The organism is Frigidibacter sp. (genome assembly GCF_030695035.1).
Classification (GTDB): domain Bacteria; phylum Pseudomonadota; class Alphaproteobacteria; order Rhodobacterales; family Rhodobacteraceae; genus Frigidibacter.
The window spans coordinates 114,138-137,361 of record NZ_JAUYTT010000022.1 but is presented as its reverse complement, the minus strand read 5'-3'; the positions used below and the strand labels follow the sequence as shown (position 1 = coordinate 137,361).

The window sequence follows — 23,224 nt, the reverse complement described above, 5'->3', positions numbered from 1 at the left end:
CGGCGCGGTTACAGAACCGCGCCAATCTGCCAGGGCAGGAACTCGTGATCGCCGAGGCCAAGCGCCTCGCTGCGGGTTTCCGTCCCCGAGGCGGTACGCAGGATCAGCTCGACGATCTGCCGACCCTTCTCCTCCAAGGGCACGCCCGACAGCACATCGCCGCAGTTCATGTCCATGTCGTCGCGCATCGCGGCGAACAGGCGGTCATTAGTGGCCAGCTTGATCGTCGGCGCGGGCTTCGATCCAAAAGCCGATCCGCGCCCGGTGGTGAATACGATCAGTTGCGCCCCGCCGGCGATCTGCCCGGTGGCCGACACCGGGTCATAGCCCGGCGTGTCCATGAAGTTCAGCCCCGGGGCTGTGATTGGCTCGCCATATTCCAGCACCGCGTTCAGCGGCGTCGCCCCGGCTTTGGCCACTGCGCCAAGTGACTTTTCAAGGATTGTCGTCAGCCCGCCAGCCTTGTTGCCGGGGCTGGGGTTGTTGTCGAGCGAGGCGCCGTTCATCGCGGCATATTCTTCCCACCACGCAAGGCGGGCCAGCAGCTTGTCCGCCAGCGCGGGGTCCGCGACGCGGTCGATCAGCAGGCGTTCGGCGCCATGGATCTCGGGCGTTTCCGACAGCACGACAGAGGCGCCCTGCGCCGCCAGCATGTCACATGCGATCCCAAGCGCCGGGTTGGCGGTGATGCCCGAAAACCCGTCCGACCCACCGCATTGCAGCCCGATCTTCAGCGCCGAGGCTGGGGCGGGGGTGCGCGTGACCGCATTCACCTCGGGCAGCATCTGGCGCACGCGGGCCTTGATCGCCTCGATGGTGGCGCGGGTGCCGCCGCTGTCCTGGATGGTCAGCCCGTGAAAGCGCGCCGCCTCGCCCAGATCCTGCTTCATGCGGGCGATCTGCATCACCTCGCAGCCAAGCCCCACGAACAGCGCCGCGCCGACATTGGGATGCCCGGCATGGCCGGTCAGCACGCGTTGCAGCGCCCGCCAGCCCGGCCCGCTATCGGCCATGCCGCAACCGGTGCCATGGGCAAAGGCGGCGACGCCATCGACCTTGGGGTACGCCTCCAGCGCGCCTTCGGTCCGCAGCTCTTCCGCCGCGCGGCGGATCACCGTGGCCGAGCAGTTGACCGTCGCCACCAGCGCGATGAAGTTACGGGTGCCGACCTGCCCCCCGGCGCGGTGATAGCCTTGAAAGCTCAGCTCGGGGCCCCGGCGCTGGTCCAGCGCCGCCTGCGCCTCGGGAAGGGCGCGGCCCGGGTGGTGCGCGCGGTCATGCGCGCCAAAGGCGAGGTTGTGGCTGTGGACATGCTCGCCCACGGCAATGCCCGCAGTGGCATAGCCGATGATCTGGCCATATTTCACCACCGCCGCCCCCTGTGCGATGGCCACGCGGGCGATCTTGTGACCGGCGGGGGCGATGCCCCGCGCGGTCAGGATCTCCACATTGTCCGCTGGGTTGAGGAGCATGGTGTCAGGCATCGGCGGCCGCGCGCGCTCCCTGCTCCACCAGCCGCGCCAGTGTTGCCGTCAGCTCTGCGGCAAAGCCCGCATCCTCGCGCAGCGCCGCCGGAAACACCTGCGACAGCGCCAGAAAGCCCGCGACAGTTGCCGACGGATCGTCCTGCCACAGCGCGGCCAGTTGCGGGGCCAACGGGTCTTTCACTTCGATGGGCTTGCCCGCCTCATCCGTACCCGAGGTGTAGCGCATCCACGCAGCCACGGCCAAGTTCAGCCCCGGCACTGGTCGCCCCGCCGCGCGCCCTTCAGCAATGGTGCCCAAGATGCGCTGCGGTAACTTCTGGCTGCCGTCCATGGCGATCTGCCAAGTGCGGTGGCGGATGGCCGGGTTGGCATAGCGAGCGGCCAGAGCGTCGGCATAGGCCTCCAGGTCTTCGCCCGGTGGGGGCGTCAGCGCCGGGATGATCTCATCCTTCCACAGCCGGCCTGCGAAGCGCGCGAAGACCGGATCGGCCACCGTGTCGGCAATGGTCTCATGCCCCGCCAGATAACCCAGATAGGCCAGCGACGAATGGGTGCCGTTCAGCATCCGCAGCTTCATATGCTCATAGGGCGTGACATCAGCGACCATCTGCACGCCGACCGCGCCCAGATCGGGGCGGGCGCCGCCAACGAAATCATCCTCGATCACCCATTGCCGGAACGGCTCATGCATCACCGGGGCCTCATCCCGCAGGCCGGTCGCAGCCTCCAGCCGGTCCAGATCGGCCGCGGTGGTGGCCGGTACGATGCGGTCCACCATCGCGCAGGGAAAGGCCCCCTCGGCCGCGATCCAGTCGGCCAAGCCTGGGTCGATCAGGCGGGCGAGGTCCAGTACCACGCCGCGCACGACGCGGCCGTTCTCGGGCAGGTTGTCGCAGCACAGCACGGTGAAGGGCGGGGTGCCCGCCGCCCGCCGCGCCGCCAGCGCGCGCACTAGAAAGCCGGGGGCAGAGCGGGGCAGCGGGCCTGCCAGATCATGCACGATATCGGGATGATCGACGTTCAGCCGGCCGGTGGAGGGCTCGTGGCAATAGCCCTTCTCCGTCACCGTCAGGCTGACGATCTTGACCGCGGGCGAAGCCATCGCGTCGAGCACCGCCTGCGGATCCTCAGGCGCCACAAGCACATCGCGCAGCACCGCCACCACCTGCGGGGTTTCCCCGTCCGGTCCCAGCTCCAGCGCGGCATAGGCCCAGCCTTGCGGGCGCAGCTTGTCGCGGGTGCCGGGCGATTGCAGCGAGACGCCGATGATCCCCCAGTCCCCGCCCGACGCCTGCATCGCCTCGGCCACGAAGATCGCCCCATGCGCGCGGAAGAAGGCGCCAAGGCCCAGATGGACGATGCCCGAAGGCTCGGTCGAGGGCGCGTGGTGAAGCCTAGCGGGCAAGCCAGCCTCCATCGACATTCAGCACCGCACCGTTGATGTAATCCGACGCGGGCGCGGCAAGGAACACCGCGGTCTGCGCGATGTCTTCGGGGCGGCCCCAGCGGCCGGCCGGAATGCGCTCCAGGATCGATTTCGAGCGATCCGGGTCCGCCCGCAGTGCCTCGGTGTTGTTGGTCTCGATATAGCCCGGCGCGATGGCGTTGACGTTCAGCCCCTTGGCCGCCCATTCATTCGCCATCAGCTTGGTCAGGCCCGCCACCCCATGCTTGGACGCAGTGTAAGAGGGCACGCGGATACCGCCTTGAAACGACAGCAGCGAGGCGATGTTGACGATCTTGCCCATGCCGCGCGGCAGGGCGGCGCGTGCAAAGGCCTGACAGGTGAAGAACAGCGCTTTCAGGTTCACGTCCATCACCGCGTCCCAGTCGGCCTCGGTAAAGTCGACCGCATCGTCGCGGCGGATGATTCCGGCATTGTTCACGAGGATGTCGATGCGCTCTGCCGCAAACACATCCCGCGCCGCCATCGGGTCGGCGAAGTCCAACATCAGTGCCCGGCCCGAGCCCATCAGGGCCAGCGTCTCGTCGCAATCGCGGCGGCCAGAAGCGATGACATCGGCCCCCGCCCCGGCCAGCGCAACCGCGATGGCCTGCCCGATCCCGGTATTGGCGCCAGTCACCAGCGCGGTGCGGCCCTCAAGGGAAAACGCGCTCACAGCATGTCCTTGGGTTGGATGAAGTCCATGTCGGTATAATCGACATTGTCGCCCGCCATCGCCCAGATGAAGGTATAGCTGCCGATCCCGGCGCCCGAATGGATCGACCACGACGGCGACAGCACCGCCTGCTCATTCGCGACGAACAGGTGGCGGGTCTCTTGCGGCTCGCCCATCAGGTGCAGGACACGGGCCTCGGGGCTCATCCCATGGTAGAGATAGGCCTCCATCCGGCGGTCATGGATGTGGCTGGGAATGGTGTTCCAGACAGAGCCGTCTTCCAGCGAGGTATAGCCGAGAACCAGCTGGCAGCTTTCCATGACCAGCGGGTGGATGAACTGCTTGATGGTGCGCTTGTTCGAGGTTTCGACCGCGCCCATCTTCACTTCCTTGGCCTCGCCCACCGTCACCAGGCGGCAAGGAAGCTGGCGATGCGCGGGGGCCGAGGTGATGTAGAACCGCCCCTGCCCCGAGAAGGTCACCGCGCCCGAACCCATGCCGAGATAGAGCACATCGCCCGGCGCCATGTCCCAGCCCTGCCCCGCAGCCTCGACCCGGCCAGCCTCGCCGATATTGACGATGCCCATCTCGCGGCGGTCGAGGAAGCTGGGGGTCCGGGTCTCGGCGATCTGGTCGAGCGTCAGCGAGCCGCCAGCCGGCACCGCGCCGCCCACGACGAACCGGTCGTAATGGGTATAGACCAGCCGGACCTCTCCCTCCGCGAACATCCCCTCGGCCAGGAAATGCTTGCGCAGCGACGCGGTGTCCATCGCCTTGGCATGCTCGGGGTGAACGGCATGGCGCGTTTCAACATGGGTCATGGGGTGGTCCTTTTCAGAGAAAATCGTCGCGGCGGGGGGTGAAGCTGTCGATGAGCTCCCCGCCCTCCAGACACAGGCACCCATGCTGGGCGCCGGAGGGGATGATGAAGGCGTCGCCCGGGCCCACCTCGAACTCGCGCGCGTCGATAGTGAAGCGGTAGCGACCCGAATGAACATAGGTCGATTGCACATGCGGATGGCTGTGCAGCGCGCCCTGCCCGCCCGCAGCAAAGGCAAAGCGCACGACCATCAGATCCGGCGAATGCGCCAGCACGGTACGGACAGGGTCGGTCATGGGAACGTCCTTTTCAGCGGAAGACGGAAGGCAGCCAGAGCGACAGCGCCGGCACATAGGTGACCAGCATCAACGTGACGAAGGCCGCGCCGTAGAACGGCCAGATCGTGCGCATCGCCTGCCAGATGGTGATGCGGCCGACCGCGCAGCCGACGAAGAGAACCGCGCCCACGGGCGGGGTACAGAGGCCGATGCCAAGGTTCAGGATCATGATCACCCCGAAATGCACCGGATCGACGCCAAAGGCAGTGGCGACGGGCAGGAAGATCGGGGTGGTGATCACGATCAGCGGCGACATGTCCATGAAGGTGCCAAGGATCAGCAGCACGATGTTGATCATCAGCAAGATCACAATCGGGTTGTTCGACACGCTCTGCAGAAGCTCGACCAGTTGCGTTGGCACCCGCAGATAGGCCAGCAGCCAGCCGAAGCAGGCGGCGCAGCCGATGACCAGCAGCACCATGGCCGTGGTGCGGACCGCGCCCTTGGTCGCCTCGACAAACTCGGACCACGGCAGGCTGCGATAGACCAGCGCCGTGATCAGCAGGGCGTAGACGACGGCGATGTTACTGCTTTCGGACGCGGTGAACACGCCAGAGCGGACGCCGCCAAAGATGATCCCGATCAGGATCAGCCCCGGCAGCGCCGACACGAACAGCGTGCCCAGCATCCGCAGGCCGGGGAAAGGCTCGGTCGGGTAGCCCTTCTTGCGGGCCACCCACCAGGCGGCACACATCAGCGACACGGCCAGCAGCAGGCCCGGGATGATCCCGGCGGTGAAGAGATCGGCGATGGACAGACGGCCACCGGCGGCGATCGAATAGATGATCATGTTGTGGCTGGGCGGGATCATCAGCGCGATGATGGAGCTGACGACGGTGATATTGACAGCATAATCAACGTCGTATCCGCGTGCCTTCATTTGCGGGACCATGAGGCCCCCGACCGCGCTGGCATCGGCCGCGGCCGAGCCCGACACGCCGCCGAACATCAGGCTGGCCATGATGTTGACCTGCCCGAGGCCGCCGCGCATATGGCCGACCATCGCACCGGCAAGCGCCACAAGGCGGCGGGCGATGTCGCCGCGCACCATCAGGTCGCCGGCGAAGATGAAGAACGGAATGGCCATCAGCGCGAAGACCGAAATCCCGCTGTTGAGGCGCTGAAACACCACCACGGGCGGCAGGCCCAGATAGAGCACGGTCACGAAGCTGGCCGCGCCAAGGCAGAAGGCGACCGGCGTGCCGATCAGCAGCAGCGTGATGAAGCTGCCAAAGAGGATCCACAGTTCCATCGCGTCAGTCCCCTTTGCGGGCGCGGGGCGCCTCGCCATGCAAAACGGCCTCGGCCGGGATACCGCCCGCAAGGCCATCGACCTCGCCATCGGCAGCATCATCATTGTCGCCGAAGCGCAGCGTCCGCAGGCCTGCGGCACGGCGCAGGATGCGCTCGACCGAGAACAGCATCAGCAAAAGCCCGCCGCCGATCACCGGCGCGAAATCCCACAGGCGCGAGATACCGAGCCCCGGCACTACACCGCCGGCCGCGCGCTCCGCCAGCTGCCAGCCGAACCAGGCCATCCCGAAGCCAAAGCTGGTCACCACCAGGTCGGACAGCGTGTGGAACCACGGGCGCCAGCTTTCCGGCACGACCATCAGGCCCACATCGAAGGACAGGTGATAGCCCTCTTTCACGCCGACAGCGGCGCCCAGAAAGATGAACCAGCCCATCAGCATGACGGCGGCCGGTTCGGCCCAGAACAGGCTGGACCCGATCACATAACGGTAGAAGACCTGCGCGAAGACGAAGGCGGTCATCAGGACCAGCCCGATCCCGGCCAGCCACAATCCCGCCCGTGCCACCGCACCGGTGAAGCCGGCGAATTTTATCAGTCCCTCGCGCATTGCGCGTCTCCTTGAACGGAAAAGCCGCCCGCAATTGCTGCGGGCGGCAGTTGGATCACTCGGTCGCGCGAATACGCTCGACCAGGTCCTGCGCCTCGGGGGTGGTCACGTACTTCTCGTAGACCGGGACCATGGCTTCCATGAACGGGGTCTTGTCGATTTCCATGATCACTTCGGACCCGGCCGCCACGACCTTGTCCAGCGAGGCCTTTTCCTGATCAGCCCAGAGCTGGCGCTGCAGCTTGGAGGAGTTGACCGCCGCCTCCCGCAGGATCGCCTGATCCTCGGGGGTCAGCTTGTCCCAGCTGGATTTCGACATGGCGATCAGTTCCGGCACGATCAGGTGCTGGTCCAGCGTGAAGTACTTCGCCACCTCGGCATGGCCCGAGCTGTCATAGCTGGGGAAGTTGTTCTCGGCCCCGTCGATGACGCCGGTCTGGATGCTGGAATAGACCTCGCCATACGGCATCGGGGTCGCATTGGCGCCAAGCGCGTCCATCATGTCCACGAACACGTCGTTCTGCATGACGCGGAACTTCATTCCCGCCAGATCCTCGATGGAGGTGATGGGCTTTTGCGAGTTGTAGAAGCTGCGCGCGCCGCCGTCGTAATAGGCCAGCGCGACCAGATCACGCTCTTCAAAGGCAGAGCCGATTTCTTCGCCAATCGGGCCGTCCAGCACTGCGTGCGAATGCTCGACCGAACGGAAGAGGTAAGGCAGCGACATGGTCTGGGTGACCGGCACGATGTCATTGAACGACCCGAACGAGGCGCGGACCATGTCGATCACGCCGAACTGGGTTTGCTCGATGGTGTCCTTTTCCTCACCCAGCTGGGACGAGGGGAACACTTCGATGCAGATGCGCCCGTCGGTCTTTTCCAGAACCTCGACGGCCATGGCCTTGACGCCCTCGACGGTCGGATACCCGTCCGGATGGGTGTCGGAAGACCGCAGCGTGATCTCGCAGGCGGTGGCGAAGCTGGCAGAGGCCAGCAGCGCGGCAAGAGATGTCATCAGATACTTCATGTTATCCTCCCAGAGTGAAGTTCAGAGTTTGTAGGCCCGTTTGGCGAGGCCATAGGTCAGCTCCTGCGCCAGTTCGGGGGCCTCGTCTTCCGCAAGGCGCCCCGTGGCAACCAGGGTCGCCAGCCAGGAACAGTCGACCCGCCGCGCAACATCATGGCGCGCCGGAATGGAACAGAAGGCGCGGGTATCGTCGTTGAAACCCACGGTGTTGTAGAAACCGGCCGTTTCCGTCGTCATCTCGCGGAAGCGCATCATCCCCTCGGCGCTGTCGTGGAACCACCAGGGCGGGCCAAGGCGCAGGCAGGGATAGACCCCAGCCAGCGGCGCCAGCTCGCGCGCATAGGCGGTCTCATCGAGCGTAAACAGGATCACAGTCAGATCGGCGCGCATCCCCACCGCGTTCAGCAGCGGGCGCAGCGCGGTGACATAATCGGTGCGGCCGGGGATATCGAAGCCCTTGTCGCGGCCGAACATCGCCATTACCGGACCCGAATGGTTGCGCCGCGATCCGGAATGGATCTGCAGGACCAGCCCGTCCTCCAGGCTCATCCGCGCCATCTCGGTCAGCATCTGGCCGCGGAAGGCATCCGCCTCCTCGGCCGAGCATTCGCCGCGCAGGGCCTTGGCAAAGAGCACGGCTGCCTCGGGCTGCGGCATGTCTTCGGTCCGCGCAGTAGGGTGACCGTGGTCGCTGGAGGTGGCGCCATGTTCGATGAAGAAGGCGCGCCGCGCGCGGTGGGCATCAAGATACCCGGCCCAGGTCGTGGTGTCGAAGCCTGTCTGCTGGCCCATCAGCGCGACGTTGTCGGCAAAGCCACCCATCTCGGGATCGACCACGCCATCGGGACGGTAGGCGGTGAGCACCCTGCCCTGCCAGCCGCTGGCGCGGATCATCTTGTGCCAGCGCAGATCGTCGGTCGCGGCCTCGGTCGTGGCAATCGCCTCGATCCCGAACCGTTCGAACAGCGCGCGGGGGCGGTATTCGGGGCGAGAAAGGCACTCGGCAATGTGGTCGTAATACCATTCGGCGGTGTCCGCCGTCAGGCGCCGGTCGATGCCGAACACGTTCTGGAAGCTGTAATCCAGCCACAGCCGCGAAGGGGTGCCGCGCAGCAGGTGATAGTGCTGCGCGAACAGCTGCCAGATCTTGCGGCCATCGGTTTCGGTCCATCCGCCATCCACACGCGGCACGCCCAGATCGGCGAGGGGCACGCCCTGCGAGCAAAGCATCCGAAACACGTAATGGTCCGGCGTCACGATCAGTTGGGCCGGATCGGGGAAGGCCTCATCCTCGGCAAACCAACGCGGATCGGTATGGCCATGCGGGCTCAGGATCGGCAGATCCTTCACGCCTTGATACAGCGCCCGCGCAAGGTCGCGGGTGCGGCCTTCGGCAGGGAAAAGGCGGTCGTCGTCCAGCAATGCCACGCGATCTCCTCCGACTCACTTGCCATTCCACTAGTCGTCTAATATGCTAGTTTACATGTGAGGTCAACGAGGTGTCGCGATGCAGGATCTGGCCAGTTTGCCGCCGATGGATGACCTGCGCACCCGGTCAGTGACCGACCAGATCTTCGAAACCCTGTATGAGCGGGTTGTGAATCTGACCCTGCCCCCCGGCGCAAAACTGTCCGAGGCCGAGGTCGCGGCACAGATGGGCGTGTCGCGTCAGCCGGTGCGCGACGCCTTCTACCGTCTGTCACAGCAGGGCTTCATCCAGATCCGCCCGCAGCGCGCAACCATCGTCACCCCGATTTCGACCGAGGCGGTGATGCAGGCCTATTTCATCCGCTCCGCGCTGGAGCAGGCGACGATGCGGGTGGCCGCCATCCAGCTGCAGCCCGCGGATTGGGACGCGCTCGAGCGTCTGATCGACCTGCAGGAAGCCGCCAGCCGCGTCGATGATCGCGGTGACTTTCACGCGCTGGACGACCAGTTCCATCACGACATCTGCGCCGCCTCGGGCAAGGAATTCGTCTGGAACCTCGTGCGCGACAACAAGGGCCATATGGACCGCGCCCGGTTCCTGTCGCTGTCCTACGGGGCCTCGACCGCCTGTATCGAGCACCGGCAGATCCTGGCGGCCCTGCGCGCCCGCGACCCCGAGGCCGCCGCCGCGGCCGTCTGCGACCATCTGAGCCATATCGAGCATATCTTGCAGCGACTGCGCATCGACCGGCCCGGGATCATCGGCTGACCGTATTCGTTGGTTCAGCCCGCGAAATGGCAGCGCGCCTGCCGCCCGTCGGGCAAGGTCCGCAATTCCGGCATGTGCTGGCTGCATTCGGCAACCTCCACCGGGCAGCGCCCGCAAAAGCGGCAGCGCGTGGTGGACGGGCTGATCGGGCTTTGCGGATCACCCTCCAGCTTCACCCTCTCCCGCAGCTGCGGGCGAAGCGACGGGATCGCGGACAAAAGCGCCTTGGTATAGGGGTGCGAGGGCGCGGAATAGATCTGATCCGACGGGCCACTTTCCACCACCTGCCCCAGATACATCACGATGATCCGGCTGCACAGAAGCCGGACCACGTTCAGGTCATGGCTGACAAACAGCAGCGCGATCCCCCGTTCGCGGCGCAGCCGGTCCAGAAGTTGCAGCACCGTCGCCTGCACCGAGACATCAAGGGCTGAGGTCGGTTCGTCCAGCACCAGCAGCCGCGGTTCGACTACCAGCGCGCGGGCGATGCCGACGCGCGCCTTTTGCCCGCCCGACAGTTGATGCGGAAAGCGGTCCAGCAGCGCCAGAGGCAGGTTCACCGCCTCGGCCGCCGCCTCCACCCGCGCCCGCAGCGCGGCAGATCCGCCCCGCGGCATCAGGGTGCGGACCGGATCGGCGATCAGGTCAAAGACGCTGAAGCGCGGGTTCAGGCTTTCGGTCGGGTCCTGGAACACCATCTGGATCATGCGGCGGCGGTCAGAGCGGGCAAATTCCGCGGTGGTCTGGTTGCTGATCTCGCGCCCCTCCAGCAGCAACTCGCCCGAGGTCGGGTCCAGCAGCCGGCTGACCAACCGGGCAAGGGTGGATTTCCCGCAGCCCGATTCCCCCACAAGCCCCACCGCCTCTCCCGGCGCAATCGTCAGGTCCACCCCGTCCACGGCGTGCAGCTTCAGCGGTTTGCCGAAGGGGCGTTTCGGGCCAAGGGCAAAATGCTTTTGCAGCCCGATGGCCTGCAGCAAGGGCGGGGTCATAGCGGGTTCCTGCAAGCAACAGTGTGGCCGGGACCGACCAGCGCGGCCTCAAACTTGCCGGCATCGCAGGTGGGCAGGCGGCGGTCGCAGCGTTCGGCAAAGCGGCAGGGGGGCAGATCCTCGCGGCGCAGGTCCGGCAGCGAGCCTTCGATGGCCTGCAGCTCGTCGATCCGGTCCACCAGCGAGGGGACAGAGCGCAGCAGCCGCGCGGTGTAGGGGTGGCGCGGGCGAGCAATGATATCCTCGGTCTTCGCGGTCTCGACCACGTGGCCCGCATGCATGATGACGATCCGGTCGCAATACTCCGCGGCGAGCGCAAGGTCATGCGTGATCAGCGCGACCGACATCCCCCGCTCGCTCGCCAATGCGCGGATCAGATCCATGATCACCGCCTGCGTCGTGACATCAAGCCCGGTGGTCGGCTCATCGGCGATCAGCAGCTTCGGCGCGCAGGCCAGCGCGATGGCAATCCCGATGCGCTGGCAAAGGCCTCCCGACAGCTCGAAGGGAAAGGCGGCCATCCGCCGCTCGGGGTCAGGAATGCGCACCTGTTTCAGCGCCGCGACGGCGCGCCCCCGCACCTCGGACGCGCGGGCGGGGGTGTGGCGGGCGATCACGTCGGCGATCTGGTCGCCCACGGCGCGGATCGGGTTCAGCGCGGTGCGCGGGTTCTGGAAGATGATCGACGCCTCCTTGCCGCGCCAGTTGTCGCGGCTGCGGCGATCCATCTGCAGAACATCGGTTCCTTCAAAGGCGATCCGGCCCGACCGGATGCGCGCGGCATGGTCGAGGATCCCCATCACCGTATAGGCGGTGACCGACTTGCCCGACCCGGACTCGCCGATGATGCCGATGATCTCGCCGGCGCCGATATCGAAGGACACATCCTCCAGCACATGCACCATGCCCGACCGGGTGGTGAAATCGACCGTCAGGTTTTGCACGGACAGAAGCGGCGCCGTCATGTCCGCATCCTCGGGTCCAGAATGTCGCGCAGGGCATCCCCCGTCAGGTTGAAGGTGAAGACGGTGACCATCAGGGCAAAGCCCGGAAAGGCCGCGACCCACCATTCGCCCGAGGCGATGAAGCGCGCGCCCTCGGCCACCATGATCCCCCATTCGGGCGTCGGCGGGCGCACGCCCAGGCCAAGGAAGGACAGGCCCGCCGCGTTGAGTACCGCCCAACCCAGATTGACCGAGGCCTGAATGACCAGCGGCGAGGCGATGTTCGGCAGCAAGAAGCGAATCAGGATGCGCCAGTCGCCGGACCCGCCCACCCGCGCCGCCTCGACATAGCCAAGGCCGCGGCGCACCCGCACCTCGGCCCGCGCAAGGCGGATGTAGAAGGGCAGGTTGATGACGGCGGTGGCATAGATGACATTGGCGACGGTGTTGCCAAGCGCGGCCACCGTCGCCATCGCCAGCACGAACAGCGGAAAGGCCATCAGCACATCGACCACGCGAGAGGTGGCGCCATCCCAGAACCCGCCCCAATAGCCGATCATCGCCCCGATCAGTGACCCCAGCAGGCAAGACAGCCCCACCGCGCCAAAGGCGATCAGAAGATCCAGCCGGGTGGCGACCAGCACGCGGGAAAAGATGTCGCGGCCCAGTTGGTCGGTGCCGAACCAGAACTGTGTCGAGGGCGGTTGCAACGCGAAGGCCGCGTTCGTTGCCAGCGGATCTTGCGGCGCCAGCACCGGGCCAAGGAGCGCGGCAAGGCAGATCAGCGCGAACAGCACGAAGGCGATCAGGTTGACCGGATTTCCCCCCACCACATGGCGGATCACGTCCCAGCGGTCCTGCATGGCGCGGCTTTTCATTTCGACGCCCTCGGGTCGATGATCGTCACCACGATATCGGTCGTCAGGTTCACCAGGATAAATATCGCCGCCATGACCAGCATGAAGCCCTGCAGCGGCGCGTAGTCTAGGTTGATGATGCTATCCATCGCAAAGGCGCCGATGCCCGGCCAGGAGAAGACCCGTTCCACCAGCACATTCGCGCCCAGCATGTAGGAAAAGGTCATGCCCATCGTCGTCACCACCGGCAGCAGCGCGTTGCGGAAGGCATAGGTGAAGATGATCTTGCGCCGGGACAGGCCCGAGGCGCGGGCGGTGCGCACGAATTCAGACCCAAGCGTGCCCAGCATCGCCGCCCGCGTCATCCGTGTCAGCGGCGCCAGCGCGAACAGCGCCATCGTCACCGCGGGCAGGATCATCTGGGTGAAGGCGGCGCGAAACACCTCCATATCCCCGGCGATCAGCGCATCGACCGTCAGCATTCCGGTCACTTTCGGCGGATCGAACAGGAACGGGTCCATCCGCCCGATCGGCTCCGGCGCCACCCCCAGCAGGAAGTAGAAGACATAGATCAGCAACAGCCCGGTCACGAAGGTCGGCATCGACACGCCTAGCGTGGAGATCAGCCGCGAGAGGTGGTCGATCAGCGATCCGGGCCGCAGCGCCGCGGCAAGCCCCAGCGGCAAGGACACGCCGATGGCCAGCAGGAAGGCAAAGACCGTAAGTTCGGCCGAGGCTGGCAGGCGGTTGATGATCTCTGTCATCACCGTTTGCCCGGTGGTCAGCGAATTGCCCAGATCGCCCTGAAACAGCGCGACGAGATAGATCCAGAACTGCTCGATCAGCGATTTGTCGAGGCCCAGCTGTTCGCGCAGCGCGGCGATGTCATCGGTGCTCATCGACGGGTTCGACGCGAAGAACACCGCCGGATCGCCGGGCAGCACCCGCGTCAGCAGGAAGGTCACGATCACGACCCCGAACAGGGTGGGAATGGCCGACAGAAGGCGCAGGGCAATACGGGTCATGCGGGTCCTTCCGGGCGGGTCAGCAGCAAGATCAGGTGATCGCCCCGCACCACCTCTGTCCCGTCGGCCTTTACCAGAATGCCCCGCTCCGTCGCCAGACCGCGGCCGGGTTTGGAGGTTGGGCGGCGCTCGATGAACTCCAGCCGCAGATGTACCTCCTCGCCCGGGTAAAGCGGCGCGGGAAACTTGATGTCGGTCCATCCAAGCGAGGCGATGACAGAGCGGTCGAAACGGCCAAGGCCCGCCTTCAGCCCCTCGACCAGCGCAAGGTTGAACAGCCCGTGGGTGATGCGCCCGGCAAACCCGGCCGCCTGGGCAAAGGCGTCGTCCATATGGACGGGATGATCCTCGCCCGTCAGCCGCGCATAAGCATCGATATCGGCAAGGGTGATCTTGCGCGGGGGGCTGGTCAGCACGGTGCCGGGGATGAAATCCTCGTACCAGATCTGGTCTATCATGGCGTCTTCCCCCAGGCTTCGGCTTGCAGGGCCCGCCAGTCGACCTTGCGGGTGCCGGTGCGCGGCAACGTCTCGCGGAACTCCACCTGCCGCGGCACCTTGTAGGCGGCCATCAGTTCGCGCGCGAAGCCGATGATATCCTCGGCCGTGACCGTGCCACGATCCTCGCTGCGCAGCGAGATGATGGCCCGCACCGCCTCGCCCCGGCGCGGATCGGGGGCCGAGATCACGGCGCATTCCGCCACGGCCGGGTGCCGGTACAGCAGCATCTCGCATTCCGCGGGCCAGACCTTGTAGCCCGAGACGTTGATCATGCGCTTGATCCGGTCAACGATGAAATAGCAGCCATCGGCATCAGCATAGCCCAGATCGCCGCTCCGCAGCCAGAGCCGCCCCCCGCGCTCCACCAGCGTCTCGGCAGTCGCTTCCGGCAGGTTCCAGTAGCCGCGCATCACCTGCGGGCCGCTGATCAGGATCTCTCCCAACGCGCCCTGCGCCAGCGGGTCCAGCGTTTCGGGATCGGCGATGAAGGCATGGGTGTTGTAGATCGGCAGGCCAAGGCATTGCGGCTTTGGCTCTTCCAGCGGGTTGAGATGGGTGGCCGAGATGGTCTCGGTCAGCCCATATCCCTCGCAAAACCGCAGGCCCCATTTGTCCCGCAGCCGCGCGACCACGGCAGCGGGCATCGAGGCGCCGCCCCCGGTGACCACGCGCAGGCTGGTGAAGCAGTCATCCGAAAACCCGGGCGCAGCCAGCACATCGACCACCATTGTCGGGGCGGCAGACCACCATGTCGGGCGGTGGCGGCGGAACAGGGCCGGGATCGCCTCGGCATCCCAGCGGGTCATCAGGATCAGGCTGGCCCCGGCATAGATGGCCGTCGCCATAGAGGCCATCATCCCCGCGACATGGAACAGCGGCATGAAGCTGGTCATCACCGAATGTCGGTCGATCCGATACCAGACCGCCTGCGCCTTGGCGACGAAATGCGCGCCCTGATGGCTGTGCATGCAGGCCTTGGGCCGGCCGGTGGTGCCCGAACTGTAGGGCAGTACCGCCAGATCATCGGGCCCGGCCACCAGCGGCGGCGGCGGCAGGTTCAGCGCCAGTGCGGCCATCAGGTCGGTGCAGCCCGGCAGGGGCAGCGGCGGCGGCGCAGTCAGCGCGGCAGGCAGCGGCTGCGCGGGATCGTTCCCCGCCATATCGGCATAGCGGACGCGCAAGACATGGTCGATTTCTGTGCCCAGAAGCGGCTGGATCCGGTCCAGCAGCTCTTCGCCCACCACCGCCATCCGCGCGCCGCTGTCGGCGGCGTAGTGGCGCAGCTCATCCGCCGTGTTCATCGGGTTGACCGGCACCACGACGCCATTGGCGCGCAGGATGCCGTAGAAGGCGATGACAAATTGCGGGCTGTTCTGCAGGTCGATCATTACCCGGTCACCCGGTTGCAGCCCTCGCGCGACCAGATATCCCGCGAGCCGCTCCACCTCGGCCAGCAGCCAGCCATAGTCATGCGTCGCGCCATAGTAGTGCAGCGCGGGGCGTTCGGGGAAAGCGGCGGCAGAGCGGATCAGGCTGCCGGCAAGGCTGCCCGGCGGCAAGGCGATGTCCGCCGGTTCCCCCGGCACCCAAAGCGGCGACTGCGCGCCGGTTTCGGCCGGCAGCGCGGTAGGACCCGGCGTCATGCGCGCACCCTCCGCAGCGTCATGACGGCGTGGTGCAGCACGTCGATGGCGGCCTCGATGAAAGCGGGTTCCGTCTCCTCCTCGGGGCAATGGCTGCGCCCGCCAACTGAGGGCACGAAGATCATCGCCGAGGGCACCAGCCGCCCCATGATCCCGGCATCATGGTTCGCGCCCGACGGCAGGCGCAGCGCGCTGTGCCCAAGCGCCGCCGCCGAAGCCGCCAGCGCCGCTTGCAGCGCGGCGTCCATCGGGACCGGGCTTTCGGAATAGATCCCGCGGCTGCGCAGGCCAAGCTGCTCCTGCTCTGCAATATCCTCCGCCAGCGCAATGATCCGCCCCCGCAGATCCGGCAGCGTTCCGGCCTCGGTGCTGCGAATCTCCAGCCCCAGCGTCACCTCGCCGGGCACGACATTGCCCTGATTGGGGCTCAGCTTCACCACACCGATGGTGCCGCGCAGGGCGGGGTCACCCGCGGCGCGGATGAGGTCGCGGAAGGCGGTGGCAAAACGGGCAGCACCGGCAAAGGCATCGCGGCGCAGGTCCATCGGCGCGGTGCCCGCATGGTCGGCCTGCCCGGTGAAGCGCAGCGACAGCCGCTCTTGCCCGGCGATGGCGGTGACGATGCCAATGGGGCAGCCCGCCTGCTCCAGCACCGGCCCTTGCTCGATATGCAGCTCCAGATACCCGGCAATGGTGGACAGATCCCGCGGCACGTTGGCGGGAGTGAACCCGGCGCCGGCCATCGCCTCGGCCAGCGTCTCGCCATCCGCCGCGCGGGCCTTGGCCAGCGCGGCCGCGTCATGCTGCCCCAGCATCGCGCGGCTGCCGGTGAAGGGGCCAAAGCGGCCCTCCTCGTCGCGGAAGGAGATGGCCTCCACCGGCGCGCCGGGCTGGCCACTGGCGCGCAGCCGGCGCAATACCTCCAGCCCCGCCAGAACACCGATGGCCCCGTCAAAGGCGCCGCCGTTGCGGACCGTATCCAGATGCGAGCCGATCAGCAGCGCCGGGCGGCCGTCGCCCTCAAGGCGCAGGATCGCGTTGCCGAAGGCATCATAGCGGGCGTCCAGCCCCGCAGCGCGCCCCTGCTCCAGCAGCCAATCGTGCGCGGCGTTGTCGGCCTCGGAAAACGCCGGCCTGCTCCAGCCGCCGGCCGCATCCGCGCCGATCTGGCGCAGCGCCGCGAAGTCGGCAGCAAAGTTCATGGGGCGGGCCGGCACGGCGCGGAGCGTTCGATGAACCGGCCCTGTCCTTCGGTCCCCAGAAACGCGCCATCCCGCACGACCAGCTTGCCGCGATAGATCGTTTCGGTGGCAAAGCCCGTCAGCTCCATCCCGGCATAGGGGTTATAGCCGATATCGCCATAGTCGCTGCCCGTAGACATGACCCGCCTTGTGTCAGGGTCGATCAGCACCAGATCGGCATCGTATCCGGGCGCGATCCGGCCCTTGCCGGCAAAGCCGAAAATCTCTGCCGGCCAGGTCGAAAACAGCTCCACAAAGCGCTGCAGCCCGATGCGGCCCTGATCAACCCCCAGCGTATACAGCAGCGGCAGCCGCGCCTCGATCCCGGTGATGCCGTTTGCGACGGTGGCAAAGGACGGCAGCCCCATCGCCTTGGCGACGGCGGAATAGGATACCTCGTCGGACGCCACCAGCGACAGCGCCGCACTCTCCAGCCCCTTCCAGAGCCGGTCCTGATTGGCCTTGTCCCGCAGCGGCGGCGACAGGATGAACTCATGGCCGTTCGGCCGCTCCAGCGCCTCATCGGTCAGGGCGAGGTAATGGCTGCAGGTTTCTGCCGTGACGGGCAGCCCCTCGGCGCGCGCCGCCGCGACCAGCGCGATGGCATCGGCGGCGACCAGATGCAGGATGTGCACGCCGCAGCCCGTTACCCGGCTGAAGGCGATGGCGCGCGACACGGCCTCGATCTCGACAATCGGCGGGCGGGTCAGGGCGTGGTGGCGGGGATGGGTATCGCCCCGCGCCACGGCTTCGGCGCGCAGACGCTCGACGATCCCGGCATTCTCGGCATGCAGAACCACCGACAAGCCGTGGCGCGCCGCCGCCTCCATCAGTGCGAACAGCGCACCGTCTTCGACCTTCAGCCCGTCTTCCTCATAAACCGTGTAGACCTTCAGCGTCGACACACCTGCAGCGCGCAGCGCCGGAAGCTCGGCCAGTGTCTCCGCGTTCACGTCGGTGACGATCAGGTGCAGCCCGTAATCCAGCGTGACATTGGCATCCGCCTGCTTGCGGCGATGGGCGAGGCCCTTCAGCATGGACCCGCCCCGGCGCTGCAGGGCAAAGTCCACGATGGCCGTGGTGCCGCCGCGCAAAGCCGCAATGCCGCCCGAGGCGAAATCATATACCGACCGCTGGCCCATGAAGCCGACCAGCAAATGCACATGCGGATCCACCCCGCCCGGGATCACGATCCGGCCCGTGGCATCAATCACCTCGGCGTCCGGATAGGCCTTTACCCCCTCGCCCGCCGGCAGAACCGCGGTGATGGTCTCACCCTCGGCCACCACATCGCACCGGGCCACGCCTTTGGCGGTGACAACCCGGCCATTGGTCACGATCAGGGTCATGGCGCAGCCTCCAATGCCTGGGCAAGGTCGTCGATCAGGTCCGCAACATCCTCAATGCCCACCGAGATGCGGACAAGCATATCCGAGATCCCCATCGCCCGGCGCTGATCCGCCGGGACCGAGAAATGCGAGGTGTTGCCGGGCTGCGAGATCAGGCTTTCGACCCCGCCCACCGAGGGTCCGATCCCGAACAGGCGCGTCGCGTCCACCACCGCGCGGGCGGCCTCGGGGCTGTGCATCTCGAACGAAAGAAGCCCGCCAAAGCCCGACATCTGTCGCACGGCCAGCGCATGTTGCGGATGGTCCGGCAGGCCGGGATAGAGGACGCGGGCCACCTTCGGATGGGCGGCCAGAAACTCGGCAACCGCCTGGCCCGAGCTGTTGTGCTGGCGCATCCGCAGCGCATAGGTCGCCATGCCGCGCATCAGCAGCCAGGCCGAATGCGCATCGACAATCGCCCCCGTCGCCTGCTGCAAACCGCGCACCGCCCGCGTCAGGTCGCGGGAGCCACAGACCGCGCCCAGGATCAGATCACCGTGGCCGTTGAGGTATTTGGACGCGGAATGCACCACCAGATCGGCGCCAAGCTGCAGCGGCAGCTGGTTCATCGGGCTGCCAAGCGTGCCGTCCACGATCAGCTTGCAACCCGCGCCTTGGGCGATGGCGCCAAGCGCAGGCAGATCGACGATCCGCAGCAGCGGGTTGGTCGGCGTTTCGGCAAAGATCAGCTTCGTCCGGGGCGTGACGGCGGCGGCCACCTGCCCCGCCTCGATCCCCTCGGCCCAGATCACGTTGATGCCCTGTGCCGGCAGAACCTCGCGGAAGTACTTTGCCGTGCCACCATAGATATCAGGCAGCGCGACCAGATCGTCGCCCGCCTTCAGGAACGGGGCCAGCGCGCCCGCGATGGCGGCCATGCCGGACGAAAACAACACGCAAGACTGCGCCTCCTCCAGCGCCGCCACCCGCTGCTCGGCCGCCAGAACCGTCGGGTTGCGGATGCGCGAATAGACATAGCCGCGTTTTTCGCCGCTGTTGATCGCCATCAGGTCCGCGGTGTCGGCGGCCAGGAAGGTCGCCGACTGATAGATCGGCGTGCTGACCGCGCCAAGGCTCCCGGCCGGGTCCAGCCCGGCATGAACCGCACGGGTGCCAAGACGAAGGCCGGGGCGCTTTGTCATTTCGTCAACTCGCGCGAGATGATGATGCGCAGGATTTCCGAGGTGCCGCCGCCGATCTCGGCCAGCTTGGAATCGCGGAAATGGCGCTGCATGTCATATTCCATCAGATAGCCCCAGCCGCCCATCATCCGCATCCCGTTCAGCGCCGCGCGCACATAGGTTTCCGACGAATAGAGGTTCGCCATCGCGCTTTCCTTGTTGTTGGGAATGCCGCGATCGACGAGATTGGCGGACCGGTAGACAAGCAGCCGCGCCGCCTCGATCTCCATGTCCATGTCGGCCAGCTTGGCGCGGGTCAGCTGGAAGCTGTTGATCTTCTGGCCGAACTGCTCGCGCTGACCCGTGTAGCTCAGCGACTGTTCCAGCACCGATTGCGCCGCGCCCACGTTCACGCCTGACAGGCAGCAACGCTCATAGTCCAGCGTCTTCAGGACGTTGGTCCAGCCCTTATTGGCCTCACCGATGATGGCGTCCTTGGGCAGGCGCACATCGGTCAGGAAGATCTCGTTCAGGTCCATCGGCTTCAGGCCCAGCTTCTTCAACCGGCGTATCTCTACCCCGGGCGTGTCCGTGGGCAGCAGGAACATGGTGATGCCCTTGTGCTTGGGCGCCTCTGCATCCGACCGTGCCATCAGCAGGATGTAGTCGGCGACCTGCGCGGCCGAGCAGAACATCTTCTGCCCGTTGATGACCCATTCATCCCCCTCCAGCACCGCGCGGGTGCGCAAGGAGGCGGCATCGGACCCGGAGCCCGGCTCCGATAGTGACAGCGCAAAGCGCAGCTGGCCGCTGGCGAGCTTCGGCAGCAGTTCGTGCTTCTGCTCTTCGGTGGCGAAATGGGTCAGCGCATCGGCGGCGATGACCACGGTGGTATAGTAGAGGTTCGCGCCAGCCTCGAAGTGCCGCGCAAACTCTTCCAGGAACACCACCAGATCAGTGCAGGACCCGCCCATCCCGCCGTATTCCTCGGGGATCGGCAGGCCAAGCCAGCCCTCGGCAGCGAGTTTTTCATAGAGCTCAATGGGAAAGCGCTCTGCCTCGTCGCATTCGCGCACGTATTCGATGGGGCATTCCCGCGTCAGGAAGGTCCGCAGGGTGTCGCGCATCAGGCGCTGTTCTTCGGTGATGTCAAAGTTCATGTCATTTCCCTGTCCAGCGCGGCGCGCGTTTTTCCACGAAGGCGCGGGGCCCTTCCTTGTAATCGTCAGAGCTGCGCAGCCTGTCCCGCCACGGCAGGCCGGTCTGAAGCCGGGCGAAGGCCTCGGCATCCGACAGGCTTTCCACCTCGCGCGTCACCTCCAGCAGGGCGGCAACCGCCAGCGGCGCGCCCTTGGTGATCTGCGCGGCAAGCTCATGCGCCACGTCCATCAGCTGCGCCCGCGGCACGATGCGGTTGATGAAGCCATAGTGGCGCCCCTCTTCCGCCGACAGGCGGCGGCCGGTCAGCAGCAGTTCCGAGGCAATGTTGACCGGCAGGCGCCGATGCGCGCGCCACAGCCCCCCCGCCTCGGGGATGAAGCCGCGCTGCAGTTCGGGCAGGCCGAACTCGGCCTCGGGCGTCGCGATGACAAGCGTGCAGCTGAGCGCAAATTCAAACCCGCCGCCGACCGCAAGGCCGTTCACCGCGCAGATCACCGGCTTGACCATGTCCTGCCGGTTCAGCGACATGAACCCGTGCGGCCCGAAATCCTCGCCATCATCACCCGCGGCCACGGCCTTCAGGTCCCATCCGGCTGAGAACATCCTGTCCCCCGCACCGGTGACGATACCCACGCGCAGGGCGGGATTTTCGTTCAGCTCGGTCAGCGCCGCGTCCAGATCCCGGCTGGCGGCCTGATCGAAAGGATTGGCGGGCGGATGATCGAAGGTGATCACCAGCACCTCGCCCTGGGTTTCGGTGCGGATCCGGCTCATGCCGGGAACTCTCGCAAGATGTCGCGGGCGATGATGTCGCGGTGAATCTCTGACGTGCCTTCCCAGATCCGCTCCACCCGCACATCGCGCCACATCCGCTCGATGGGCCATTCCTTCGACACGCCCATCCCGCCCAGGATCTGCAGCGCATTGTCGGTCACGCGCCCCGCCATCTCTGATCCGAAGAGGTTGACGATGGATGCCTCGCGCTGCGTCAGCGTGCCCGCCTCCAGCTTGGCAGCGCCGTCCAGCACCAACAGCCGGGTTGCCTGAATGTCCACCGCCATGTCGGCAAGCTTGAAGGACGTACCCTGAAAGGCTCCGATGGTCTTGCCGAAGGCGCGGCGGGTATTGGCATAGGTCGCGGCGATCTGCATGGCACGTTCAGCGACGCCCACCATGTTCGCGGCCAGCATGACCCGGCCCGAGAAGATCCAGTTCTTGGCGATGCCGAAACCGCCGCCCTCTTCGCCCAGAATATTGGCCGCCGGCACGCGGACATCTTGCAGCGCGATGGAGCAGGATTTGAAACCGCGGTTGCCCAGCAGTTCCAGCGGGCTGACGGTGATGCCGGACAGGTTCTTGTCCACCAGGAAGCAGGTGATGCGCTTTTGCGGGCCCTTGGGCGTGTCATCAACGCCGGTCACCGCAAAGAGGATGATGAAGTCTGCCACCATCGCCATGGTGATGAAGATCTTCTCGCCGTTGATGATGTAGTCGCCGCCGTCGCGCACGGCTTTCGTGGCGATCTGCCGGGCATCAGACCCGGCGCCAGGCTCGGTAAGCCCGAAACACTCCCACCGCTCGCCCGAGATCACGGGCTTGAGGTAGGTCTCGATCTGGTCGCCGGTGCAGTTCTTCAGGATCGGCGCGGGGCGGTTGCAGATGACCGACAGCGCGCGGGTCGTGCGCCCGAACTCCACCTCGGCCACGGCGCGCAGCGACTGGCCCAAACCGCCGCCACCCAGATCCTCGGGCATGTTCATCGCATAGTAGCCCGAGGCGATGGCCTTGGCCTTGATCTCGGCGAACAGCTCTGGCGGGACGGCATCGGCCCTCTCGATCATCGCCTCATGCGGCATCAGTTCCGTTTCGACAAAGGCGCGGACACCTTCGGCGACCATGCGTTGATCCTCGGTGTAGGAAAGCGACATGAGCGGGGTCCTGTTGCTGCGGGCTGGCGCCCATTCGTTTCAATATTTGAGACGACGTTTTATTAGTTTGCGGAACCTGTCAATGACAGTTTAGGATGAGCCCGGGAAATTTCGGCCTTTGCCCCAAAATCGGGCAGTTGCGCCAGAACAGGAGAGCCCAGGGATGCCGCAGAAAATCACCAAGCATATCAAGGATATGGTTGCCGAAGCTAATGCAGAGGTGACGACCATCACTGCCGAAGACGCCATCGCCTTGCAGGGTCGCGAGGATGTCGTCTTCGTCGACTTGCGCGATCCGCGCGAGGTTCAGCGTGAGGGCAAGGTGCCTGGCGCCTTTTCGTGCCCGCGCGGGATGTTGGAGTTCTGGATCGACCCGGAAAGCCCCTATGCCAAGCCGGTGTTCCAGGAGGACAAGACCTTCGTCTTCTACTGCGCGTCTGGCTGGCGGTCGGCGCTGGCGACCAAGGCCGCGCAAGAGATGGGGCTGGCGCCCGTCGCCCATATCCGCACCGGGTTTGGCGGCTGGAAAGAGGCTGGCGGCAGTGTGGAGATGGTGGCACCCAAGGCGTGATC

Annotated in this window: 23 protein-coding genes; 2 read left to right on the top strand and 21 right to left on the bottom strand. The window is 66.2% G+C overall.

Annotation, left to right across the window (positions count from 1 at the left end; genetic code table 11):
• Positions 1 to 8: 8 nt before the first annotated feature.
• The 9 genes from Q8S30_RS19175 to uxaC are packed head-to-tail and all read right to left on the bottom strand — an operon-like array spanning position 9 to position 9,082.
• A complete protein-coding gene (locus tag Q8S30_RS19175) occupies positions 9 to 1,484 on the bottom strand; it encodes a UxaA family hydrolase (protein WP_305667626.1) in 1,476 nt (491 codons plus the stop codon).
• A complete protein-coding gene (locus tag Q8S30_RS19170) occupies positions 1,477 to 2,904 on the bottom strand; it encodes a mannitol dehydrogenase family protein (protein ID WP_305667721.1) in 1,428 nt (475 codons plus the stop codon). Before Q8S30_RS19170 ends, Q8S30_RS19175 begins: the two co-directional genes overlap by 8 nt.
• Positions 2,882 to 3,607 (bottom strand): 2-dehydro-3-deoxy-D-gluconate 5-dehydrogenase KduD, encoded by a 726-nt coding sequence (gene kduD, locus Q8S30_RS19165; protein ID WP_305667625.1) that lies wholly within the window; start codon positions 3,605 to 3,607, stop codon positions 2,882 to 2,884. The genes Q8S30_RS19170 and kduD overlap by 23 nt, the downstream gene beginning before the upstream one ends.
• On the bottom strand, positions 3,604 to 4,428 hold the full coding sequence (kduI, locus tag Q8S30_RS19160; protein ID WP_305667624.1) for a 5-dehydro-4-deoxy-D-glucuronate isomerase: 825 nt from the start codon (positions 4,426 to 4,428) through the stop codon (positions 3,604 to 3,606). The genes kduD and kduI overlap by 4 nt, the downstream gene beginning before the upstream one ends.
• Before the next feature lie 13 nt (positions 4,429 to 4,441).
• Positions 4,442 to 4,723, bottom strand: coding sequence for a cupin domain-containing protein (locus tag Q8S30_RS19155; protein ID WP_305667623.1), 282 nt, complete (start codon positions 4,721 to 4,723; stop codon positions 4,442 to 4,444).
• Between the two features lie 13 nt (positions 4,724 to 4,736).
• Positions 4,737 to 6,017 carry a TRAP transporter large permease gene (locus tag Q8S30_RS19150; RefSeq protein ID WP_305667622.1) on the bottom strand — a complete coding sequence of 427 codons (1,281 nt, stop codon included), beginning with the start codon at positions 6,015 to 6,017 and terminating at the stop codon, positions 4,737 to 4,739.
• A gap of 4 nt (positions 6,018 to 6,021) precedes the next feature.
• On the bottom strand, positions 6,022 to 6,627 hold the full coding sequence (locus tag Q8S30_RS19145; RefSeq protein ID WP_305667621.1) for a TRAP transporter small permease: 606 nt from the start codon (positions 6,625 to 6,627) through the stop codon (positions 6,022 to 6,024).
• A 55-nt stretch (positions 6,628 to 6,682) separates the two neighbouring features.
• The gene (locus Q8S30_RS19140; RefSeq protein ID WP_371135554.1) at positions 6,683 to 7,642 is read right to left on the bottom strand and encodes a TRAP transporter substrate-binding protein; all 960 of its coding nucleotides are present in this window, start codon (positions 7,640 to 7,642) and stop codon (positions 6,683 to 6,685) included.
• 33 nt (positions 7,643 to 7,675) lie between these two features.
• The gene (gene uxaC / locus Q8S30_RS19135; protein WP_305667619.1) at positions 7,676 to 9,082 is read right to left on the bottom strand and encodes a glucuronate isomerase; all 1,407 of its coding nucleotides are present in this window, start codon (positions 9,080 to 9,082) and stop codon (positions 7,676 to 7,678) included.
• A gap of 79 nt (positions 9,083 to 9,161) precedes the next feature.
• Here uxaC and Q8S30_RS19130 point away from each other — a divergent pair, with 79 nt between their 5' ends.
• Positions 9,162 to 9,851 (top strand): GntR family transcriptional regulator, encoded by a 690-nt coding sequence (locus Q8S30_RS19130; RefSeq protein WP_305667618.1) that lies wholly within the window; start codon positions 9,162 to 9,164, stop codon positions 9,849 to 9,851.
• Between the two features lie 14 nt (positions 9,852 to 9,865).
• Here Q8S30_RS19130 and Q8S30_RS19125 read toward each other — a convergent pair whose 3' ends face one another.
• The 12 genes from Q8S30_RS19125 to Q8S30_RS19070 are packed head-to-tail and all read right to left on the bottom strand — an operon-like array spanning position 9,866 to position 22,651.
• Positions 9,866 to 10,843, bottom strand: coding sequence for an ABC transporter ATP-binding protein (locus Q8S30_RS19125; RefSeq protein ID WP_305667617.1), 978 nt, complete (start codon positions 10,841 to 10,843; stop codon positions 9,866 to 9,868).
• Positions 10,840 to 11,808 carry an ABC transporter ATP-binding protein gene (locus Q8S30_RS19120; protein ID WP_305667616.1) on the bottom strand — a complete coding sequence of 323 codons (969 nt, stop codon included), beginning with the start codon at positions 11,806 to 11,808 and terminating at the stop codon, positions 10,840 to 10,842. The genes Q8S30_RS19125 and Q8S30_RS19120 overlap by 4 nt, the downstream gene beginning before the upstream one ends.
• The gene (locus Q8S30_RS19115; RefSeq protein ID WP_305667615.1) at positions 11,805 to 12,665 is read right to left on the bottom strand and encodes an ABC transporter permease; all 861 of its coding nucleotides are present in this window, start codon (positions 12,663 to 12,665) and stop codon (positions 11,805 to 11,807) included. The genes Q8S30_RS19120 and Q8S30_RS19115 overlap by 4 nt, the downstream gene beginning before the upstream one ends.
• The gene (locus tag Q8S30_RS19110) at positions 12,662 to 13,669 is read right to left on the bottom strand and encodes an ABC transporter permease (protein WP_305667614.1); all 1,008 of its coding nucleotides are present in this window, start codon (positions 13,667 to 13,669) and stop codon (positions 12,662 to 12,664) included. The genes Q8S30_RS19115 and Q8S30_RS19110 overlap by 4 nt, the downstream gene beginning before the upstream one ends.
• The gene (locus Q8S30_RS19105; protein WP_305667613.1) at positions 13,666 to 14,127 is read right to left on the bottom strand and encodes a MaoC/PaaZ C-terminal domain-containing protein; all 462 of its coding nucleotides are present in this window, start codon (positions 14,125 to 14,127) and stop codon (positions 13,666 to 13,668) included. Before Q8S30_RS19105 ends, Q8S30_RS19110 begins: the two co-directional genes overlap by 4 nt.
• Entirely contained in the window at positions 14,124 to 15,812 is a 1,689-nt protein-coding gene (locus Q8S30_RS19100) for an AMP-binding protein (protein WP_305667612.1), read from the bottom strand. The genes Q8S30_RS19105 and Q8S30_RS19100 overlap by 4 nt, the downstream gene beginning before the upstream one ends.
• Entirely contained in the window at positions 15,809 to 17,014 is a 1,206-nt protein-coding gene (locus Q8S30_RS19095) for a M20 family metallo-hydrolase (protein ID WP_305667611.1), read from the bottom strand. Before Q8S30_RS19095 ends, Q8S30_RS19100 begins: the two co-directional genes overlap by 4 nt.
• Positions 17,011 to 18,402: a dihydropyrimidinase gene (hydA, locus tag Q8S30_RS19090; protein WP_305667610.1), complete on the bottom strand. Its 1,392-nt coding sequence runs from the start codon at positions 18,400 to 18,402 to the stop codon at positions 17,011 to 17,013. The genes Q8S30_RS19095 and hydA overlap by 4 nt, the downstream gene beginning before the upstream one ends.
• Positions 18,399 to 19,583 (bottom strand): PLP-dependent aspartate aminotransferase family protein, encoded by a 1,185-nt coding sequence (locus tag Q8S30_RS19085; RefSeq protein WP_305667609.1) that lies wholly within the window; start codon positions 19,581 to 19,583, stop codon positions 18,399 to 18,401. Before Q8S30_RS19085 ends, hydA begins: the two co-directional genes overlap by 4 nt.
• Positions 19,580 to 20,722, bottom strand: coding sequence for an acyl-CoA dehydrogenase family protein (locus Q8S30_RS19080; protein WP_305667608.1), 1,143 nt, complete (start codon positions 20,720 to 20,722; stop codon positions 19,580 to 19,582). The genes Q8S30_RS19085 and Q8S30_RS19080 overlap by 4 nt, the downstream gene beginning before the upstream one ends.
• A gap of 1 nt (position 20,723) precedes the next feature.
• Positions 20,724 to 21,497, bottom strand: a complete 774-nt coding sequence (locus tag Q8S30_RS19075; protein WP_305667607.1) for an enoyl-CoA hydratase-related protein — start codon at positions 21,495 to 21,497, stop codon at positions 20,724 to 20,726.
• Positions 21,494 to 22,651: an acyl-CoA dehydrogenase family protein gene (locus Q8S30_RS19070; RefSeq protein WP_305667606.1), complete on the bottom strand. Its 1,158-nt coding sequence runs from the start codon at positions 22,649 to 22,651 to the stop codon at positions 21,494 to 21,496. Before Q8S30_RS19070 ends, Q8S30_RS19075 begins: the two co-directional genes overlap by 4 nt.
• A gap of 163 nt (positions 22,652 to 22,814) precedes the next feature.
• Here Q8S30_RS19070 and Q8S30_RS19065 point away from each other — a divergent pair, with 163 nt between their 5' ends.
• Entirely contained in the window at positions 22,815 to 23,222 is a 408-nt protein-coding gene (locus Q8S30_RS19065; RefSeq protein WP_305667605.1) for a rhodanese-like domain-containing protein, read from the top strand.
• The last annotated feature ends 2 nt before the right edge of the window (positions 23,223 to 23,224 follow it).

What these genes read in the sequence shown, in the direction of transcription:
- Q8S30_RS19175 (WP_305667626.1), bottom strand. Translation starts at nt 1,484, where the DNA reads ATGCCTGACACCATGCTCCTCAACCCAGCGGACAATGTGGAGATCCTG.
- Q8S30_RS19170 (WP_305667721.1), bottom strand. Translation starts at nt 2,904, where the DNA reads ATGGAGGCTGGCTTGCCCGCTAGGCTTCACCACGCGCCCTCGACCGAG.
- kduI (WP_305667624.1), bottom strand. Translation starts at nt 4,428, where the DNA reads ATGACCCATGTTGAAACGCGCCATGCCGTTCACCCCGAGCATGCCAAG.
- Q8S30_RS19155 (WP_305667623.1), bottom strand. Translation starts at nt 4,723, where the DNA reads ATGACCGACCCTGTCCGTACCGTGCTGGCGCATTCGCCGGATCTGATG.
- Q8S30_RS19150 (WP_305667622.1), bottom strand. Translation starts at nt 6,017, where the DNA reads ATGGAACTGTGGATCCTCTTTGGCAGCTTCATCACGCTGCTGCTGATC.
- Q8S30_RS19145 (WP_305667621.1), bottom strand. Translation starts at nt 6,627, where the DNA reads ATGCGCGAGGGACTGATAAAATTCGCCGGCTTCACCGGTGCGGTGGCA.
- Q8S30_RS19140 (WP_371135554.1), bottom strand. Translation starts at nt 7,642, where the DNA reads ATGACATCTCTTGCCGCGCTGCTGGCCTCTGCCAGCTTCGCCACCGCC.
- Q8S30_RS19130 (WP_305667618.1), top strand. Translation starts at nt 9,162, where the DNA reads ATGCAGGATCTGGCCAGTTTGCCGCCGATGGATGACCTGCGCACCCGG.
- Q8S30_RS19125 (WP_305667617.1), bottom strand. Translation starts at nt 10,843, where the DNA reads ATGACCCCGCCCTTGCTGCAGGCCATCGGGCTGCAAAAGCATTTTGCC.
- Q8S30_RS19120 (WP_305667616.1), bottom strand. Translation starts at nt 11,808, where the DNA reads ATGACGGCGCCGCTTCTGTCCGTGCAAAACCTGACGGTCGATTTCACC.
- Q8S30_RS19115 (WP_305667615.1), bottom strand. Translation starts at nt 12,665, where the DNA reads ATGAAAAGCCGCGCCATGCAGGACCGCTGGGACGTGATCCGCCATGTG.
- Q8S30_RS19110 (WP_305667614.1), bottom strand. Translation starts at nt 13,669, where the DNA reads ATGACCCGTATTGCCCTGCGCCTTCTGTCGGCCATTCCCACCCTGTTC.
- Q8S30_RS19105 (WP_305667613.1), bottom strand. Translation starts at nt 14,127, where the DNA reads ATGATAGACCAGATCTGGTACGAGGATTTCATCCCCGGCACCGTGCTG.
- Q8S30_RS19100 (WP_305667612.1), bottom strand. Translation starts at nt 15,812, where the DNA reads ATGACGCCGGGTCCTACCGCGCTGCCGGCCGAAACCGGCGCGCAGTCG.
- Q8S30_RS19095 (WP_305667611.1), bottom strand. Translation starts at nt 17,014, where the DNA reads ATGAACTTTGCTGCCGACTTCGCGGCGCTGCGCCAGATCGGCGCGGAT.
- hydA (WP_305667610.1), bottom strand. Translation starts at nt 18,402, where the DNA reads ATGACCCTGATCGTGACCAATGGCCGGGTTGTCACCGCCAAAGGCGTG.
- Q8S30_RS19085 (WP_305667609.1), bottom strand. Translation starts at nt 19,583, where the DNA reads ATGACAAAGCGCCCCGGCCTTCGTCTTGGCACCCGTGCGGTTCATGCC.
- Q8S30_RS19080 (WP_305667608.1), bottom strand. Translation starts at nt 20,722, where the DNA reads ATGAACTTTGACATCACCGAAGAACAGCGCCTGATGCGCGACACCCTG.
- Q8S30_RS19075 (WP_305667607.1), bottom strand. Translation starts at nt 21,497, where the DNA reads ATGAGCCGGATCCGCACCGAAACCCAGGGCGAGGTGCTGGTGATCACC.
- Q8S30_RS19070 (WP_305667606.1), bottom strand. Translation starts at nt 22,651, where the DNA reads ATGTCGCTTTCCTACACCGAGGATCAACGCATGGTCGCCGAAGGTGTC.
- Q8S30_RS19065 (WP_305667605.1), top strand. Translation starts at nt 22,815, where the DNA reads ATGCCGCAGAAAATCACCAAGCATATCAAGGATATGGTTGCCGAAGCT.